At 65.2% G+C, this 17,557-nt stretch carries 21 protein-coding genes; 6 read left to right on the top strand and 15 right to left on the bottom strand.

Annotated elements, in window-relative coordinates; genetic code table 11:
• Window positions 1-384: 384 nt before the first annotated feature.
• Window positions 385-1,512: a sensor histidine kinase gene (locus EL272_RS11195; protein ID WP_244926072.1), complete on the bottom strand. Its 1,128-nt coding sequence runs from the start codon at window positions 1,510-1,512 to the stop codon at window positions 385-387.
• A gap of 470 nt (window positions 1,513-1,982) precedes the next feature.
• On the opposite strand from EL272_RS11195, the gene EL272_RS15495 reads away from it, so the two are divergent.
• From EL272_RS15495 to EL272_RS15485, 3 genes are all read left to right on the top strand, one after another.
• A complete protein-coding gene (locus EL272_RS15495; protein ID WP_197720257.1) occupies window positions 1,983-2,159 on the top strand; it encodes a transposase family protein in 177 nt (58 codons plus the stop codon).
• Window positions 2,146-2,511 (top strand): hypothetical protein, encoded by a 366-nt coding sequence (locus EL272_RS15490; RefSeq protein WP_197720256.1) that lies wholly within the window; start codon window positions 2,146-2,148, stop codon window positions 2,509-2,511. Before EL272_RS15495 ends, EL272_RS15490 begins: the two co-directional genes overlap by 14 nt.
• Window positions 2,512-2,625: 114 nt before the next feature.
• Window positions 2,626-3,093, top strand: coding sequence for an ISAs1 family transposase (locus EL272_RS15485; protein WP_425321018.1), 468 nt, complete (start codon window positions 2,626-2,628; stop codon window positions 3,091-3,093).
• 262 nt (window positions 3,094-3,355) lie between these two features.
• Here EL272_RS15485 and EL272_RS11185 read toward each other — a convergent pair whose 3' ends face one another.
• Window positions 3,356-4,483 carry a sensor histidine kinase gene (locus EL272_RS11185; RefSeq protein ID WP_126409429.1) on the bottom strand — a complete coding sequence of 376 codons (1,128 nt, stop codon included), beginning with the start codon at window positions 4,481-4,483 and terminating at the stop codon, window positions 3,356-3,358.
• A gap of 33 nt (window positions 4,484-4,516) precedes the next feature.
• Window positions 4,517-4,672, bottom strand: coding sequence for a hypothetical protein (locus tag EL272_RS15305; RefSeq protein ID WP_159424575.1), 156 nt, complete (start codon window positions 4,670-4,672; stop codon window positions 4,517-4,519).
• A 224-nt stretch (window positions 4,673-4,896) separates the two neighbouring features.
• Here EL272_RS15305 and EL272_RS11180 point away from each other — a divergent pair, with 224 nt between their 5' ends.
• A complete protein-coding gene (locus tag EL272_RS11180) occupies window positions 4,897-5,547 on the top strand; it encodes a response regulator (RefSeq protein ID WP_014847318.1) in 651 nt (216 codons plus the stop codon).
• 34 nt (window positions 5,548-5,581) lie between these two features.
• Here the strand turns inward: EL272_RS11180 and EL272_RS11175 are convergent, their stop codons facing one another.
• Window positions 5,582-6,370 (bottom strand): carbon-nitrogen hydrolase family protein, encoded by a 789-nt coding sequence (locus EL272_RS11175; RefSeq protein ID WP_014847317.1) that lies wholly within the window; start codon window positions 6,368-6,370, stop codon window positions 5,582-5,584.
• A gap of 97 nt (window positions 6,371-6,467) precedes the next feature.
• Between EL272_RS11175 and EL272_RS11170 the strand changes: the two genes are divergently transcribed.
• Both EL272_RS11170 and EL272_RS11165 read left to right on the top strand, forming a co-directional pair.
• Entirely contained in the window at window positions 6,468-8,147 is a 1,680-nt protein-coding gene (locus EL272_RS11170) for a bifunctional metallophosphatase/5'-nucleotidase (RefSeq protein WP_061788407.1), read from the top strand.
• Window positions 8,144-9,400 carry a hypothetical protein gene (locus EL272_RS11165; RefSeq protein WP_061788408.1) on the top strand — a complete coding sequence of 419 codons (1,257 nt, stop codon included), beginning with the start codon at window positions 8,144-8,146 and terminating at the stop codon, window positions 9,398-9,400. Before EL272_RS11170 ends, EL272_RS11165 begins: the two co-directional genes overlap by 4 nt.
• Here the strand turns inward: EL272_RS11165 and EL272_RS11160 are convergent.
• The 11 genes from EL272_RS11160 to srlA form a co-directional block, all read right to left on the bottom strand.
• Entirely contained in the window at window positions 9,395-10,003 is a 609-nt protein-coding gene (locus EL272_RS11160; RefSeq protein ID WP_061788409.1) for a hypothetical protein, read from the bottom strand. The genes EL272_RS11165 and EL272_RS11160 overlap by 6 nt on opposite strands.
• On the bottom strand, window positions 10,000-10,668 hold the full coding sequence (locus tag EL272_RS11155; RefSeq protein ID WP_061788410.1) for a hypothetical protein: 669 nt from the start codon (window positions 10,666-10,668) through the stop codon (window positions 10,000-10,002). Before EL272_RS11155 ends, EL272_RS11160 begins: the two co-directional genes overlap by 4 nt.
• A complete protein-coding gene (locus EL272_RS11150; protein WP_061788411.1) occupies window positions 10,665-11,339 on the bottom strand; it encodes a hypothetical protein in 675 nt (224 codons plus the stop codon). Before EL272_RS11150 ends, EL272_RS11155 begins: the two co-directional genes overlap by 4 nt.
• Window positions 11,340-11,402: 63 nt before the next feature.
• A complete protein-coding gene (locus EL272_RS11145; RefSeq protein WP_061788412.1) occupies window positions 11,403-12,101 on the bottom strand; it encodes a hypothetical protein in 699 nt (232 codons plus the stop codon).
• On the bottom strand, window positions 12,098-12,976 hold the full coding sequence (locus EL272_RS11140) for an ATP-binding cassette domain-containing protein (RefSeq protein WP_061788413.1): 879 nt from the start codon (window positions 12,974-12,976) through the stop codon (window positions 12,098-12,100). The genes EL272_RS11145 and EL272_RS11140 overlap by 4 nt, the downstream gene beginning before the upstream one ends.
• The gene (locus EL272_RS11135; protein ID WP_014847309.1) at window positions 12,973-13,332 is read right to left on the bottom strand and encodes a GntR family transcriptional regulator; all 360 of its coding nucleotides are present in this window, start codon (window positions 13,330-13,332) and stop codon (window positions 12,973-12,975) included. Before EL272_RS11135 ends, EL272_RS11140 begins: the two co-directional genes overlap by 4 nt.
• Window positions 13,333-13,387: 55 nt before the next feature.
• Window positions 13,388-14,074: an LppM family (lipo)protein gene (locus EL272_RS11130; RefSeq protein WP_126409427.1), complete on the bottom strand. Its 687-nt coding sequence runs from the start codon at window positions 14,072-14,074 to the stop codon at window positions 13,388-13,390.
• Between the two features lie 137 nt (window positions 14,075-14,211).
• Window positions 14,212-15,540 (bottom strand): sn-glycerol-1-phosphate dehydrogenase, encoded by a 1,329-nt coding sequence (locus EL272_RS11125; protein WP_061788415.1) that lies wholly within the window; start codon window positions 15,538-15,540, stop codon window positions 14,212-14,214.
• Window positions 15,533-15,895, bottom strand: coding sequence for a PTS glucitol/sorbitol transporter subunit IIA (locus tag EL272_RS11120; protein WP_014847307.1), 363 nt, complete (start codon window positions 15,893-15,895; stop codon window positions 15,533-15,535). Before EL272_RS11120 ends, EL272_RS11125 begins: the two co-directional genes overlap by 8 nt.
• 34 nt (window positions 15,896-15,929) lie before the next feature.
• Window positions 15,930-16,958, bottom strand: coding sequence for a PTS glucitol/sorbitol transporter subunit IIB (srlE, locus tag EL272_RS11115; RefSeq protein WP_061788416.1), 1,029 nt, complete (start codon window positions 16,956-16,958; stop codon window positions 15,930-15,932).
• Window positions 16,951-17,535 (bottom strand): PTS glucitol/sorbitol transporter subunit IIC, encoded by a 585-nt coding sequence (gene srlA, locus EL272_RS11110; protein ID WP_014847305.1) that lies wholly within the window; start codon window positions 17,533-17,535, stop codon window positions 16,951-16,953. Before srlA ends, srlE begins: the two co-directional genes overlap by 8 nt.
• Between the last annotated feature and the right edge of the window lie 22 nt (window positions 17,536-17,557).

Below are 17,557 nucleotides of genomic sequence, written 5' to 3'. Positions count from 1 at the left end.
TCGCTCGAGGTGTGTCGAGTTGTCTTCCGGATTCATTTGGATGTGTATTTCTTGACCATGAGATTACGGAGCTGTCCGGAAGGCGTCAAAGCAAATACTCCGAAAGTTGACGGCCTCGCGGACGGCGGTGAGGGGCGTGTGCCCTGGGGGCGGGGTGCCTCGGGATGACGAAGGGCGGCCCGGCGGTTGGTGGCGTGCAATCCCGTGGTGGAGCAGGGGTGCGAAGCGGGGGCGGCCGGGGTGGCTTCCCGGGGTGGCTTCCCGGGGTGGACGATCGTGCCCGGTTCAACTCGGCAAGGGAGGAGCAATTGAAATTGTGATCATTTCCCGGCTCGGGTTTCTGTGCCGAGGGCCCTGCCGAGCGGTGTTTCCCGCGTGCTCGACCTATTCGTCGGTTCTGACGGTCAGCGGTACCCTGACCTCGGCATGCCACTGATGTCCCTTGGGGGCGAAGGAATGTGTGCCGTTCAGCAGATCGACCCTTTCCTTGACGCCGAGCAGCCCATGGCCTCCGTTGCTCTTCGCTGGAGTTGCGGTGCCGATGTCGTTGATCACCCGCAGCATGACGCAATCGTCGTCTTCGCGGGCTTCGATGGTGCACGTTCCGGGAGCTCCGTGCCACACGACGTTGGCGACAAGCTCTCCCAAAATCTTGGACATGCCGTATTCGAGGTCGGGGGAGAGCTTGTCGCCAGGGATGTCGAAATGAGTTTCTGTATTGAATCCGTTGTCCTGAAGGGCGCTCAATGCCTGGGTCAACTGTGTGTCGAGGGAGTGAGTCGACTGGCGTCCGAAAGAACTGAAGTCCTGATCTACGTTTCGAAGAGCCGCCATGGCGGCGCGGAGCTCAGTGGTGGCGCGGCGCGACAACTCGAGTGTGTCGAGTAGGTCGGGGATCAGTTCCCCGGGAAGTCGCGGGTCCTCCGCGAGGTCCTCGAGGTTCATCACCACCAAGGTCTGGGTTTGGGCGACGCTGTCATGGAGCTCGCTCGCGACGAGGAGACGGGTCGAACGCAGTGCTTCTTCGCTTTCCCGATGAGCCTTCTCCTCGGCCCGGCGTCGCTGATTCGAGATTGCGCCGGCCGTGGCGCTGAACAGAGTGACTCCGGTGAAGAAGATGAGATTGATTAGAGTGTCGTTCCACGAGTCGCGAATCTCCCAGGTGATCAGCAATAACAAAGGGTAGATGATGGCCAGTGTCCAGCGACCGGTGCGGCGATTTTTGAACCAGTTGTATACGAAAGCTCCTCCGCACAGATTCATGGATACCCCGGGGATGTTGAATGTGCTCCACAAGCCGAAGTAGCACATTGCTAGTGCAAGGGCTGGTAATGGTTGCCAAGGAAGTAAGAAAGAGGCTGCAACCATCACCAGTGCAACTCCTGTAGAAGTCGGTCCCGATGTGCCCTGTGGTGTACCCAAGGTCATTGCGAATAGCGCAACGCCGATCACCGGCTCCACGGGCATTTGTTTGATGAGGGAGAGGGTCAGACGGGCGCGTCGCAACTTCACCAGTCAAATGATACAGCTGTGCCATTGAGGCTTATTCACGGGTGAGGTACCCGTCGGCACATTCTTCTGGTCGGGGGTGCAGGTGAGGGGTTGTGGTCAAGGTTTCGAGGAGCGGAAGCTGGTTGAGCCGGCCTGCTCGCTCTGCGAACTGACCGTGTCGAAACCCCCGGCGACCACGTCCAAGGAATTGCAGCGGCCTCTGCTGTGCGGCTGCCGGGTGGTTTCGAGGTGGACCACTCCTTCGTCGCGGTCCGGCTCAACCGGCTTCGGAGAGGCTGTGAACAAGCCTCATTGACTTCGGCAGTAACCCCTCCAGATGTCAGGGCCTCGGCAAAGTCGTGGTGTCTGGGGTGTGACTAGGGGTGATGGGGGCGTGGGGCCTGCGGATTCTGGGATGATGAGGGTTCCTACACACCTTGTCATCACCAAGAAATCACGAGGCCCCACGCGTGTGTTCATCATCCCTCACCATGCCTGTCTGCGGCCAGTCGCTGTTGGGCGTGTTCGCCACCATCGCTGACCCTCGGGGACGTCGTGGTCGCCGCCACGACCTGGCCGGGGTTCTTGCCATCGCCACAGCGGCGGTGTGTGCCGGTGCGAGCAGCCTGGTCGCGATTGCCGAGTGGGCCGCTGATGTCCGGCCGTGATCTCCTGGCCAGGTCGGGGCTGCTGCGCCCGGGACGTCGAGTACCGTCGGAATCCACGATCCGCCGAATCTTCCAAGCCCTCGACGCCGACGAACTGTCCGCGATGGTCGGGGCGTGGCTGCTGGCCCGTGACGCCACCCGATGGAAGGGTCGCATGGTGGTGGCGGTCGACGGCAAAACCCTGCGTGGAGCGAAAACTTGTGACATGGCAGCGCCGCATCTGCTGGCCGCTGTCACCCGCGGCGGGATCGTGGCCGGACAACACCAGCTCTCCGCGAAGACCGGCGAGATCGCCGCCCTACCGGTTCTGCAGGGATTCCCTGCCAAGCAACAAGATCGTTGTCACCGCTGATGCGTTGCACACCCAGCGCTCCACTGCCTGCACCCTTACCGGGCAGGGTCATGACTACGTGCTGACGGTGAAAGGCAACCAGCCCCGCCTGCGGACCGCGCTCAAGGCCTTGCCCTGGAAGAACATCCCCGCCCACCACAGCACGACCACCGGTCATGGCGGCGCGTGAGGCGCACGATCAAGGTCTGTCAGGTCCCTGACTGGATCGACTGGCCGGGTGCCCGTCAGGTCGCACAGTTGCGCCGTACTCGCACCATCGACGGCCGCAAGACCGTGGAGGTGGTCTACCTGATCACCTCCCTCGATGCCCGCCAGACCAGCCCCGTTGACCTCGCCGATCTCATCCAGAGTCATTGGGGTATCGAGAACCGGCTGCACTGGGTCAGGGATGTGACCTTCGACGAGGACCGTCACCAGTTCCACACCGGGTACGGCCCCGCCGTAATGGCCACGTTGCGCAACACCGCGATCAGCCTCCATCGCCTGGCCGGAGCTGTCAGCATCGCCACAGCCCTCAGACGCCACTCCAGAGACCCTCTGCGACCACTCCAACTCATCACCCAACCCCGACAAAACCCCTAGCCAACACGGAGAATGAAGGACTTTGCCGAGGCCCTGGGGGGCGGGGTGCCTCGGGATGACGAAGGGCGGCCCGGCGGTTGGTGGCGTGCAATCCCGTGGTGGAGCAGGGGTGCGAAGCGGGGGCGGCCGGGGTGGCTTCCCGGGGTGGACGATCGTGCCCGGTTCAACTCGGCAAGGGAGGAGCAATTGAAATTGTGATCATTTCCCGGCTCGGGTTTCTGTGCCGAGGGCCCTGCCGAGCGGTGTTTCCCGCGTGCTCGACCTATTCGTCGGTTCTGACGGTCAGCGGTACCCTGACCTCGGCATGCCACTGATGTCCCTTGGGGGCGAAGGAATGTGTGCCGTTCAGCAGATCGACCCTTTCCTTGACGCCGAGCAGCCCATGGCCTCCGTTGCTCTTCGCTGGAGTTGCGGTGCCGATGTCGTTGATCACCCGCAGCATGACGCAATCGTCGTCTTCGCGGGCTTCGATGGTGCACGTTCCGGGAGCTCCGTGCCACACGACGTTGGCGACAAGCTCTCCCAAAATCTTGGACATGCCGTATTCGAGGTCGGGGGAGAGCTTGTCGCCAGGGATGTCGAAATGAGTTTCTGTATTGAATCCGTTGTCCTGAAGGGCGCTCAATGCCTGGGTCAACTGTGTGTCGAGGGAGTGAGTCGACTGGCGTCCGAAAGAACTGAAGTCCTGATCTACGTTTCGAAGAGCCGCCATGGCGGCGCGGAGCTCAGTGGTGGCGCGGCGCGACAACTCGAGTGTGTCGAGTAGGTCGGGGATCAGTTCCCCGGGAAGTCGCGGGTCCTCCGCGAGGTCCTCGAGGTTCATCACCACCAAGGTCTGGGTTTGGGCGACGCTGTCATGGAGCTCGCTCGCGACGAGGAGACGGGTCGAACGCAGTGCTTCTTCGCTTTCCCGGTGAGCCTTCTCCTCGGCCCGGCGTCGCTGATTCGAGATTGCGCCGGCCGTGGCGCTGAACAGAGTGATGCCGGTAAACAGAATGAGGTTTGCCAAGACGTCATTCCACGAATCGTGAACCTTCCATGCGACCACCATGAGAATGGGGCATGCCACAGCTATTGTCCAGCGTCCGGGTCGGTGATGTTTGAACCAGTTATATGCGAATAATCCTGCGCATAGTACCATGCCAACTCCGGTTATGTCGAGAAGGATCCAGGCGCCGAAGTAGCATAATGCCAAGGTCAAGGCCGCCCAAGGCTGCCAAGGGAGCAGGAAAGAGGCCGCGAGCATCACCAAGGCGACAGTTAGCGAAGGTGCTGCCGCTGTTCCCCTTGAAACTCCCAGAGTCATTACGAACAGCGCCGCGCCAACCGCGGGTTCGACGGGAATCCGCTTGATGGAGTTGAAAGTCGATGAAGCAAGTCGCTGCCGCATTTGCAGATGATACACCCTTGGTGTAGAGACGTGCTACCTTCCGCGCAAGCCCGGGATGAAGGAACTGATGGAGAATTCGGAGGTGTTGGTGCTGGATGTGGTGGCGGAGTTGGCCTCGGTCGGCAGAGCGAGTAGGGGCGTTGAGAGGGCGAACATGGCTGCGAGGGTGATTATGATCTTGTGCTTCATGGTATGCTCCACTTTGAACAGGGATTAGAGTTTAAGTTTCAGCGAGCAGCCCTGCCCTGATTGCAGACTTTGGGAGAAGAGTGATTCCGTTTCAGCATTGATTCAGTGTGGGCTGATCTCGTTGATCCCAATAAAACCCGACCCGTCGCATCAAGGCACGCGTACGTCAACTTTGGGAGATCGACGCGGCAGACGGTCCGGGTCGAACGACTAGATTGCGTGACATGAACGAAGCCGAGATCCGTGTTCTGATCGCTGAGGACCACGACCAGGTGCGCGCCCGCATCCAACGCATAGTGGACGCCATGCCCGGGATCGTCGTGGTCGGGGCGGCCGCGAACGGGCTGACGGCCGTTTCCACTGCCAAGCGCCTCGACCCCGATGTGATCCTGATGGACATCAGCATGCCGGTGCTCGACGGCATCCATGCCACCCGACAGATCGTCGACCTGGGACTCCGAGCCCGTGTCATCGCGCTCACTTCGTTGGAGGACGACTACACCTTCCACGATGCGCTGCGTGCAGGGGTTGCCGGTTTCCTGCTCAAAACCAGCTCCCGTGGCGAGATCATGCACGCCATCCAGCAGGTTCACCTCGGTGAGTCCATGCTCTCACCCAGCCTCATCACCCGGGTCCTGACCAATTATGAGCGAGGACATCGTCCGTCGAAGGCCATCAGCGAACTGCCCGAGAAGGACCAGGAACTGCTCCGTCTGATCGCGCAGGGCCTGAGCAATCTCGAAATTGCGGAGGAACTCTCGCTCTCGCCCGCGACGGTGAAGAGCTACGTCTCCAGGCTGTTGACCAAACTGGGTGCCCGCGACCGCGCCCAGCTCGTGATCCTGGCCTACCAGAACGGGCTCGTGGAGAACTGATGAAACCCGGGACGGAGTCCCTCTGGGAGCAACGTTACAGCGACCGGAGCCGGTTCCCGTCGAGCACCGGAAGTGTCTCACGAGTAACGGCGACCCGCTCCGGATCGACATCGACGAAGGCCAGATCGGGTTCCGCGCCCAGCTCCAGCAGGACCCGCCCGGTGGGATCCACCGCCATCGAGTGGCCGATTCCCGTCGGGCCGCCGGGTGCCTCCGCATCGCCTTGGAGCGCCTGATCCACCGCGACCACGAAAGAGACGGAATCCATCGCCCTGGCCGTCGTCAGAGTTCGCCACTGGTGCAGCTTCCCCGGGCCGGGCGCCCAGGATGCGCACACCACCATGACCGTTGCTCCTCCCAGCGCCAGGTCGATGAAATGGGTGGGAAACCTCACGTCGTAACAGATGGCCAGCCCCAGCCCGTGCCCGGTGACCTCGATCGACGTCGACCGCAGCCCCGGTGCGACGGTTTCTGACTCGCGTTGACCGAGAGCGTCGAAAAGATGGATCTTGTCGTAGCGACCCTCGGATTCGCCCGTCGCCAGGAGCGTGTTGTGCACCCGGGCGCCGGGCGCCTTGGTGAACATGCCCGCAATGATGGTGATCCCGAGGTCACCGGCCAAGCGTCGTACGGCCGAGGCCCAGGGCCCGTCGAAGGCCTCGGCGACCTGGGTGGGTGCCCGGAGGAAGGAACACATGGTGGCCTCCGGGAACACCACCACGTCGGCCCCACCGCGGGCGGCGCGGCTGGCCGCGTCGGTGACCAACGCCAGGTTTTCCCGGGGATCGATGGTGGAACGGAGCTGTGCCAGGGCGAAACGCATGTCTCCACTGTGACTGTGCGATATCCGTTGCACGACCCCGGGGTCTTCATCCGACGGAGGCGATAGGCTCGCTGCGACCCTGAATGAAGGAGCCCAGATGTCGCGACTCACGTTGCTGGCCACCACGGACGTCCACGGCGCCGCCCTGAACTGGGACTACTATCGCGACCAGCCCTGGACCGGTGAGGCGGAAGCCGGGCTGGCCCAGTTGTCCACTGTCGTCGAACGCATCAGAGCCGAGCGTGGGGCGGAGAGCGTGGTGCTGGTGGACAACGGCGATACCATCCAGGGAAATCCCCTGTGCACCTTCTTCGCCCGGCACGAATCCGGGACCGAAAACCTGGTTCACCCGCTCGCGGCGGCGTTCAACGTCATGGGCTACGACGCGGTCAACATCGGAAACCACGAGTTCAACTACGGCCTCGATTTCCTCTACTCCTTCGAGCAGCAGCTCGACCCGCTGCTGCTCGGAGCCAACGTCGTCGATCCCGGCTCGGGGTTGTCGGTGTTCCCGGCCTTCACGCCCCTGATCCGCAGGCTCGACGGGCGGGAGATCCGGATCGGGGTGCTCGGCCTGACCACGCCGGGAGCAATGATCTGGGACCGCCAGCAGCTCGCCGGGAAGGTGGACGTCACCGACATGGTCGCCGCCGCATCCCACTGGGTGCCGAAACTGCGCGAGGAGTTCCTGTCCGACGTGGTCGTCGTCCTGTGCCACGCGGGGATCGGGCAGACCACCTACGCCACGAACGCCGACGCGCCCGCCGAGAACCCGGCCAAGGAGATCGCGGAGCAGGTGCCCGGCATCGACGTCATGGTGATCGGCCACACGCACCGCGACGAACCCGAGCGGTGGGTGACGTGCGAGGCCACGGGCCGTCCGGTCCTGCTCACCCAGCCGAGGGCCCACGCCGCAGGACTCACGGAGACCGTCATCGAGGCCGAGCACGACGGTGACTCCTGGCGCATCGAGGTACTCGGCGCCACCCCCCACCACGCCCGAGGGGAGGTGCCCGACCTGCGGGTGCTCGACGCCGTCGCCGAGGCCCACGCAGCCACCCGCGCCCACGTGAACCGGCAGGTCGCGGTCTCCCCGCGGGAACTCAGCACCGCCGATTCCCGGTGGCGCGCCACCGGGGTCATCGACTTCATCCAGCGCGTCCAGGCCACCACCGTCGCCGAGGCGCTGGCCGGTGGGGAGCACGAGGCTCTTCCCGTGGTCAGCCTCACCGCCCCCACGTCACGAACCGCCGTCATCCCGGAGGGCCCGGTCAGCATCCGCGACCTGGCGGGCGTCTACGTCTTCGACAACACCCTCGCCGCGGTGCTGCTGACCGGGGCCGAGCTGCGTGCCCACCTGGAACACGCCGCCCGCTACTACGCCGACCTGCCCCGCGGCCGGTGTTTCGACCCCGCCACCATGACCGGCGCCGAACGTGACGGCCAGACGATCTGGGACTACCAGTACGACATCGCCTGGGGCATCGACTACGAGATCAACCTGAACGAACCGGTCGGGAGGCGCATCGGGGAACTGCGCCACCCGGACGGCCGTCCGGTCGCCGCCGCCGACCGGTTCGCCGTCGCCCTGAACCACTACCGGCTCAGCGGGGCCGGCGACTACCGGCAGGTCGCGAACGCTCCCGTTCTCTACAACGACATGCTCGACATCCGCCAGCTCCTGATTGACTGGGCTCTGACCCGCGGCATCGACGTCCCCGAAGAGGAGAACTGGCGTCTCGTCTTCGACGAGCCACTCGATAGCATGAACCCGTGAACGACTGGTTCGCATCCTGGGGACGCCTCCTGGCCGACACCGGCCGGGTCCTGCGCGACCACTGGCCGCAGCTCGTCGGCCTGTGCCTGATCGGGATCATCGGGCGCATGGGGTTTTTGTGGCTGGCAGTGTGGGCTTCGGGGATCAACGGAACCCTCGGCGCGCTGATCCTTCCCCTGGCACCGCTCAGCACCCTCATCACGCTGATCCTCATGCTGCGGGTGGCCTCGGAAACCCTGCCTGCCTTCAGCCACACCTACCGGGGCAACACCTTCCGGGAACGGTGGCGCCACCACCTGCTGGTTTCCATGGAGGTCCTGCTGCCCTTCCTGGCGGCCTACGCCGCCCAGGGCCTGGTGAGCCAGGATTCGCGTCTCTACGTTTACGACATCACCTACGACGATGGCATCATGCGCCTCAACTCGGCGAGGTACAGCTACGGGGAGGGCTGGTACCTGGCGGCCATGGTCATAGGGGCGATCCTGATCCGCAAGACCATCGCCCTGACGGAGGCCTTCCGCCGTTCCGTCGTGATCGCCCTGATCGCCATCTATCTCGAGGCGTTCTGGATGGTCACCCTGACCAACGTCTTCATGGGGCAGGTCAAGGAGATCGGGCAGTGGCTCCGGGACCGGGCCGTCGTCGACGCCGCCATCGTTCAGCTGGAAGGATTCATGTCGTGGCTGGGACCGGTCCGGGATTTCCTCCTGCCCGGCTGGGACTGGCTGGTGAAAACCTGCGCGGGTCTCGGCCCCTTGGTCGTGCTGCCGTTGGCATGGCTCGCCATCGGGGCATCCAGCTATCAGACGGATCTCGTGACGGGCACCGGCCGCTCGCCCGCTTCGCGCCGCCTGAAGGGGCGTATTGAACGGGTCCCGGGATTCTGGCGCAGGGCGTTGGAGGAGACCGGAGAACCCATTCTGGTTCCCCTGCAGGCCCTCTGGGGAGCCCTGTCACGGGTGTTCATCGCGGGGCCCGCCCCCATCGTGATGTTCTGTCTTTCCTTCGTGGCGGTCGGCCAGATACAGGTCGGGGTCGCGTGGCTGCTCCGGGAAGCGGTCGGCCCGCGTCCCTACGGGCTCGACATGGCTCTGCGACCCTACCTGGACTCGGCCTCGCAGCTCGTCTACTCCGTGCTGGCCATGGCCCTGCTCGCGGCCTCCGTGAACCTGGTGGTCGGGGGCAGACGGATCGCGGTACCCCGGCCGGACCCTTCGGGAAACCCGATAACCGTTCCCCGGCGGGCCCTATAGCGGGATGTACAGATAGTCCGGGGCGTACCACGACAGGCGCAACGCCTGCGGGGTGACGCCCGTGGGCAGGGCGAAGGTCAGGCTGATCGACCAGTTCCTCGGACGGGGAGGGGTGGTTTCGGTGAGCGTGGTGCCGTCCAGGCTGAACGAGGGGCCGGGGGTGTCGGACGGGGTGCAGGTCTGGGAATTCGAAGAGGAAAAACCGTTATCGCTGGCGGCAATCTTGCCGCCGCCCCCTCCGTAACGTACCCCGTCCGTCTCCAGTTCCGCGGTGCATCCGACCAGAACCTGATCCGGCTCCGCCTCGAAGTCCAGATCGACCCGCCATAGTTGCGCTCCGGTATCGGCGCGGACTTTCTCGTGTTGGTCGACGGCCTGCACGTCCCTCACGCTCACGGTCACGTCCAGGCTGAAGGCGGTGCCTGATTCGGTGTATCGCTGGTGCAGTGTTCCTTGCCTGGGCTGTGTCTCGATGCGGTTGAGGGGGTTCCGGGGCAGGTACTGGTTGAATGTGCGCTGCGAGCATGCGAGCGTTGCACAGATCAGGAGGGGGATCAACGCGATCACCCAGCCGATGTTGCGCCTCCACCAGGGCGACCTCATGCTTTCCCCTTGGTGCGCGGGACCGCGATGGTTATGCGTTGCGTCTCCGCCCCCAGTTGTTCCGCCCGGGCCTCGTCGATCTCCAGATCGATCACCGCCACGTCGTCCGGGAGTTCGGATCCCGGCGGGTTCGTGGACAAGTGGAGTTCCGCATCCGGCAGGGCGTCCTTCGGCACCTCCAGGGCAAATTCGCACCCCAGGATCAGTCCCGGCTGGGCCGGTCCGCAGGCTCTGGAGAGACTGTTCGCATGGTTGAAGACGCGGTCCCTGCCATCCTTCAGCTCAAGTTTTCTCAGGAGTCGTTGTTCCCCCTTCGGTATGAAGTCCAGGGTCACGACGAGCCAGATCCCGGAGGTGGTGGCGACGGAATCCAGTTTCACCTCGGCGGCGGAACGCACGTTGGTGACTTTGACCGTGCCGGTCCTGAGCTCCACATCCTGCCCCACCTTCCCGGGGCGGAGGAAGGGGGCGGCGGCCACGGTGTCGCGGTCCGGCAGCTGGGTGGTGAGCCACGAACCGAGCAGCAGCGCCACCGTCAGCGACAACACCGTGAGGCATCGGGGGAATCGCCGCCGGGAAACCATGTCCGGGCCCGGCCCCGTGAGCACCCCGGGGGGGATGTCGTGGCCCGGCGGCGCGATCCGGCTGTGTGCGGGAAGTGTCATTGCTGTTTCAACTCCTCCACGGTGAGGGTGGCGGAGAATTTCTCCTCCGGATCGAACCAGGCCTTCTCCCCGGTCAAAGAGCTTTCGCGATAGGAGTTCTCGGACAATGTCACGGTGAGTTCCTTAGGCAGGGGCTCGGAATCGTTCTGCTGCCAGGCCGCGACGATTTTCTGGGTTAGGCCGGGTTGGAAGAAATCCGGGGACAGGCCGTCCGGCAGCCGGTACAGCGCCGGGTCGCTGGGAGTCGAACCGAATTCGGATGTGAGACCGTCGGCCTTCAGAGACAGCGACTTGACCAGGAGAGCCCGGTGGATGGACTGCTGTGTGGCGTTCGTCACCTCCATGGTGATGAACAGCCAGCGCTTTCCCGGCCTGGACCGGAAAGTGGGTTTGGCCTCCACGGCCTGGAACGCCTTCAGGAACTTCACGTCGAAGGGTTCGGCGTGCACCGTTTCCCCGGCGGCCACAACCGGGAGGGCCTTGTCGCGTTCGGCCAGGATCGTGTCCCAGCCGCCGAACAGGCTGATGAGCCCAGCGGTGATCAATCCCGCGACGAGGGTCAAGCCCAAGCAGGAGACGAATCCCGAACCCTTGCCCTTGATGCGGGGGGTGGGCAGCGGTTCACCGGAAACCGGATTCCGTCCGGGCGGTGGGACCTGCTGCTTCGTCATGCACAAGGATTCTACGGCCCACCCGCCGGCTGGGTCCGGGACAGTCCAGCCGGCGGGGCCCGGTCAGCTGCCGCGGACGCTCGCCCTGCGGATGAGCGCGGCGGTCCCGGTCAGCGCCAGAACGGTTACCAGGGCCAGGGAACCCGCCAGCCAGCCGACATTGAAGTGTGCGGCGAACCGGGCCCAGTCCCAGCAGAGGCTGATGAGCCAGAGCGTGGTCATGAAAATGGCCATGGTGGTTGCCGCGTGGAGCAGCAGGCCGAGCGTCCCCCGCCAGAGCCAGGCGGCGCCCACCGACGCCCCCATGGCCATTGTCGCCAACAGCGACAGCGGGGTGAACCACCAGAAGGTGAACCAACTCCCGTGATCCAACAGGCCTGTTCCGAAGATGGGCTGATTGATGAACCATCCCCCGGTGGCACCCTCCAGCACCAGCATGCCGGCCAGGAGCAGGGTGTTGTAGACGACCGCCTGGAGGTGGTGGAGCAGATTTCCCAGGACGACGTCACACCGGGTGATACCTACGGCTGTCGCCAGGGGGAAACAGGTGGCCAGGGCGGTGATGGCGGATGCCAGCAGGGAGACGGCGATGGCTGTGCTGCCGCCTCCCGCCGCGATGTGGAGTTCCTGGCCAGTGGTCAGCAGAAGGGACCGGAAAACCAGTATGAAGGCCACCATGCCGAAGGCGATGATGGGGCTGAGGTACCAGCAGGTCATGCGGCGCGACAGGATGATGCGCGCCATGACGAGTGAGCGTTTCATGCCGTCACCCCCGTGCCGTCGAGCCCGTAGGCGGCCACCAGGGTGTGGAGATCCGTCGCCTCCACGGTGAGGCCGGCGGCCTTCGCCTGTGTGGCGAGGCCGGGGCTGTTCTCGACGATGACCGTGCTCATAGCCCCCACCCGGGTGCTGCGCAGGACGGAGCGTCCCGGCAGCAGCGCATCCACGCGCTCCCGGGAACCGGTCAGGGTCAGGGCCCTGGAGCGGAAGTCATCGATGTTTCCGGTGGTCCGCACCCGGCCTGCGTGCAGGAGAACGACGTCCTCGAACAGGTTCTCCATCTCGTCGATGAGGTGCGTGGAGATGATGATGGTGCGGGGGTGTTCGGTGTAGTCGGCGAGCAGGAGGTCGTAGAACAGGGTGCGGGCCGTGGCGTCCATGCCGAGGTAAGGTTCGTCGAAGATCGTGATGGGCGCGCGGGAGGCAGTTGCGATCAGGACGGCGACGGCTGAGAGTTGGCCGCGCGACAGTTTCTTGAGCGTCCGTTTGCGGGGGATGCCGAACTCCCCGGCGATCCGATGCGCCAGGCCGATGTCCCAGCTCCCGTAGAGGACGGGGCCGAGCCGCAGGATGTGTTCCAGCCGGTACTCGTCGGGGTAGCGCTGGGTGTCGCGGATGAAACAGGTCCGGGCCAGGACGGAGGCGTTCTCGCGCGGGTTGCGCCCGAACACCCGGATGGTTCCGGATGTGGGGCGTTCCTGCGCGGTGACCAGCGACAGGGTAACGGTCTTGCCTGCGCCGTTGCGTCCGAGCAGACCGGTGATGACGTCCTGGCGGAATTCCAGGTTCAGGTCGTCGACGGCGGTGACGGTGCCGAAGCGTTTCGTCACGCCGTCGAGGGTTATGGCGGCGGTCATGGGTTGACCTCTTTCTGGATGAGGGCGATCAGTTCCCGTCCGCTGATGCCGAGGGTTGCCGCCTCGGCGATCAGCGGGCGGACGTACCGGTCAACCAGGGCTTGGCGCCGCTCCTCGATCAGGTGGAGCCTGGCGCCGTCGGCGACGAACATTCCGATCCCGCGGCGTTTGATCAGGACGCCCCGCTCTACCAGCAACGCGATTGCGCGGTTCGCGGTTGCCGGGTTGATGCGGTGGAACACGGCGAGTTCGTTGATCGACGGTGCCTTCGCGCCGTCGGGGTAGGTGCCCGCGACGATCTCGGCACACAGCTGGTCGGCCAGCTGCATGAAGATGGGGGTGGAATCGTCGAACACATACCCTCCTGGTTAGTTAGTACACCAACTAACCTACTAGGTGCCCCCGTCCGGGTCAAGGGACCAGGGGACGGAGCCGCCTGCGACTCCGTGCCACGAGCACGATTCCGGCACCGGCGCCCGCCAGCGCGATCACCCCGAGGGTGAGCCACAGCCAACTCAGGTCCGGGTCGGCGGATGCGGTGGCCCGCAGACCCTCCTCGAGGTACATGTCCTTCGGGTCGGACCACGTGACGGTGTTGCCCTCGATCCTGCCGCTGCCGCTGGCGCTCAGGACGCGACCTGGAAAGGTCACGCGGACCTCGAAGTCGGTGAATATGCTCGCCGATTCCGTTGAGGCGTTACCGGATCCGCTGGAATACCTGAAGGTCCATTCCCTTCTGGTCTCGTCGTAGGTGATGATCTGGGCCTGGTCGGGAGCCGGGCCAATCAGTCTCTTGTGGTTGATGGGCAGCTCACCCGTGAACCGGCAGGCGTGGAACAGATCATCCTCGTACGGGGTCTGCGCGAGTTCCTCCGGGGTCTGCGCGTGTTCCACGACCGTTCTGCAGATGTTCTCCACCGTGAGGTCTTCGGGAGCTTTTACACCGTTCTCCGGTTTCCGGACCCCGATGTTCCAGTTCAACTTGACGTGTTCCTTGTCGACTATGTCGTACTCCACCCGATACCTGATACAGGAGGTGAGTCCCAGTAGGAGAGGAAGTAGCAGAAACAGGATACAGAATCGTCGTTGTTTCGTCATGACCAGAATCTACCGGCAGGAAAGACGTGCGGGACGCGGTCCGCGATTTGTCCAACTGCGCGAAACGCCGTGGAGAACGGTCCCGTGACGCTCCGCCGCCGGGCGCCGGTTCCACGGCGTTTCGTGAACGGGCGGGTTCAGACCCAGATCTTCTCGAACACCTCCGCCACCAGGTCCTCGAACAGGCCCAGCTCCCAGGCGACGTCCAGGGCCGTGTAGCGGGAGCGGTAGTACATCGCCCTGGGGAACAGGGCCCGCACGTCCTCGCGCGTCACCCCGATGTCTTCTGGGCGCGACGGGGCGCCCGCGCGGCGGAGCCGGTCGGCCAGCATCCGCGTCGGGACGAGCTGCGCCCGCAGCCGCTCGGTGACCTCGGGCCATCCCGCGACCAGCGGTCGCAGCCGGTCGGCCAGTTCCGCCCCGGCCAGGTACTTGGCCCTCGTCTCGCGCACCGCGTGATCGGCAAGGGCCCCCTCGAAGCGGTTCCGGATGTCGGTCTCGATCCCAGGCCACGGTGCACGCCGCGCCGCGACGGCGTCGACGTCGATTCCCGACAGGTCCCGGCCGATGAGGGCCTCGTAGAAGGCGCACATGGCCAGGGAACCGACGGCCACCTTCGCCCCGTGCGACAACGGCACCTCGAGATCGGCGCCCAGGTGGGCCAGCTCCCACAGGTGGCTGAAGTAATGCTCGGCTCCCGAGGCGGGGCGGGTTCCGCCGTAGGCCTGCATGGCCAGCCCGGACAGGCACAGCCCCTCCACGAGACCCCGGAAGGCGTCGGGTTGTCCCGCGGCGAGGGCGTCGGGATCGGACAGGGCCGTGGCCACCCCCGACTGCACCAGGCGCCACACGTCGGGGTCGATGGGTTCCACCCCGGTCACGTCGGCCAGGATCCAGTCGGCGCCGCCGGGGATCTTCGCCGCCAGGTCGCCGTAGCCCGAGGCCGTCAGGTACGCCGGGGCGGCCGCCGCGACGTCCAGGTCCATGACGATCACCGCCGGGGCCTTGCAGGCGCGGGTGACCTTCACCCCCTGGCTGCTCATCGGCGCCCCGGAACCGGTGTAACCGTCCATTGACGCGGCGGTGCCGACGCAGGCGTAGTCCCGGCCCAGTTCGAAGGCAGCCAGCTTCACCAGGTCGTTGAGGGTGCCCGCCCCGACCGCCACCGGCACCGCGTCCCCCAGCGAGTCCCGGATCCGGTCGGCGTTGTCCTGGGCCGCGTACAGCACCGGGCGGCCCGGGAAAACCAGCGGCTCGGCGACCGCGGCTCCGGAACCACGCAGCGATTCCTGGACGGCCTCCCCGGCCACCGCGAAGGTGTTCTCGTCGGCGACGACCTTGAAGGGCCCGGGGCCGAGGTGGGCGGTGATCAGCTCGCCTGCCGAGGCCAGCACCCCGCGGCCCACCGACGCGGCGACCGTGTCGGTGGCGCGGGCGAGCGCGTCGCGCAGGACGTCGTCAGGCATTGCCGATCACCAGCCGTGTGCCCGCGGCCAGGGCGGGTTCGGGATGCGATCCGCTGAGGTGCAGCGCCCCCGGCAGTCTAGGCTCCGATGCGCCGTCGAAGACCAGGGTGACGTGTCCGAGCGCGCCCAGGTTCTTCTCCGCGACATCCCCGATGGCGGTGATCCGCCATTCCTGGTCGCCGATCAGCACCGGCTGGCCGACGGCCAGCGGGCTCGTCAGTTCCGACTTGTCGATGACGAAGCAGTACGAGCGCAGCTCCTCGGGGGCGTTGCCCGCGAAGGTGATTGCCATCTGCTCCGCGAGGAAGTCGCTGGCGTCCGGCCCGACTTCGATGATGGTGGTTGAGTAGCCCATGGGAAAATCCTTTCAGGTTGTTCGGTTCGGGTGGTCAGGACTGCGGGTAGAGGCCGATGCTGGCCAGCCAGGCGATGGCGACGCGCGGAACGCCGTTGAGGAACCGCGAGTACAGCACCGCGGGAACGCCGACCTCGATGGTTTCGGGTTCCGCCTCCCCGAGCCCCATGCCGACGGGGATGAAGTCGCAGGCGTTCTGGGTGTTGATGGCGAACAGCGCGGGCAGCGACAGCTGGGGCGGGATGTTGCCCTTTCCGATCTCCACACCGATGAGGGTGCCGATGATCTGGGCGATGACCGCTCCGGGGCCGAGCAGCGGCGACAGGAAGGGCAGGGAGCAGATGAGCCCCAGCGCCATCAGACCCCAGCCGCTTCCGGCGAGGGGGGTCAGCAGGTGGGAGAACCAGTCGCCCAGACCCGAGGCCTGGATGATGCCGATCAGCATCGCGACGAAACCCATGAACGGCAGGATGGTGTTGATCATCATCTGCACGGCGTTGCGGCCGGCCTGGTAGAACACCGCGATGACCTTGCCCGCACCCAGCCCGATCTTCTCCAGCAGCGACTTCTTCTGTTTCGTGGCCATCTGCTCGGTGAGTTTCATGGGGCGTCCGTCCTCCCTGGTGGGAACGGACTTCTGCGCCGACTCAGCGGTCGCCGCTGCCTGCGCCCCGGCGGCCTCGTCGGCGTCCGCGGGACGCACCTGGTCCATCCCGACGGCGGAGACGTAGATGCCCTCGTGGATGTGCTGGGCCAGGGGGCCGGTCTTGCCGGTGGGCACGACGTTGATGGTGGGGATGCCCTTCTTCGGGTAGAGGCCGCAGCGCAGCGACCCCCCGCAGTCGATGACCACGCAGAAGTGTTCGTCGTCGGGCACCCGGGTGTTGAACCCGTTGACGGCCTCCGCGCCGGTGAGTTCGGCGATCCTGTCCACCACCTCGGGTTTCTGCCCGCCACCGACGATGTAGACGACCTTGTTGCGTTTCTCGTCCGGGGTGATGGTCAGGGGACCGCCGTAGCCGCCGGGACCCTTGGAGACGGTGATCGTGCGGAACTCAGACATGAGCGTGCACCTCCTTCGACAACGTGACGCCCTGCTGCTTCGCGACGTAGGCGGTGGTGAAGTCCGTCACCCAGCCGCCGAAGAAGTTCAGGACGGCGCCGAGCAGCAGGTAACGGATGGCGAGGTCGCCGGTGGGCAGCTGCAGGGTGACGATGCCCTGCGCGATGCCCGCCCACACGAACAGCTCCCCCGGGTTGTTGTGCGGGAACAGGCCGTTGTTGGTGTGCACCATCTGGGCGACGGAGGCGTAGTAGCCGGGTTTGTAGGCCTCGGGCAGGAAACGGCCGAGGGTGAAGGCCGCCGGATTGGTCAGGAAGAAGGCCCCGATCCACGGCAGGATCAGGTAGCGGCTGATCACGTTGCGGCCGGCCTTCGCGGCGAGCTTGTTGATGCGCTCCTCCCCGATCAGGGCGATCAGGGAGTTCATGGCGATCAGCAGCATCAGAACGAGCGGCACGATGTTGGTCATCCAGTTCAGGAACGTTTCTGCTCCCTTCCGGAACAGCCCGACGAACCATTCCGCTGCCAGAACCATCCCGTCCTGGGCGGCGGCCATCCAGTTCAAAAAGTCGGACATCTCAACTCCTTTCGGGTGTTTT

Source organism: Arachnia propionica (assembly GCF_900637725.1).
Taxonomy (GTDB): domain Bacteria; phylum Actinomycetota; class Actinomycetes; order Propionibacteriales; family Propionibacteriaceae; genus Arachnia; species Arachnia propionica.
The sequence above is the reverse complement of the archived record's forward strand: the minus strand, read 5'-3'. Positions and strand labels throughout refer to the sequence as shown.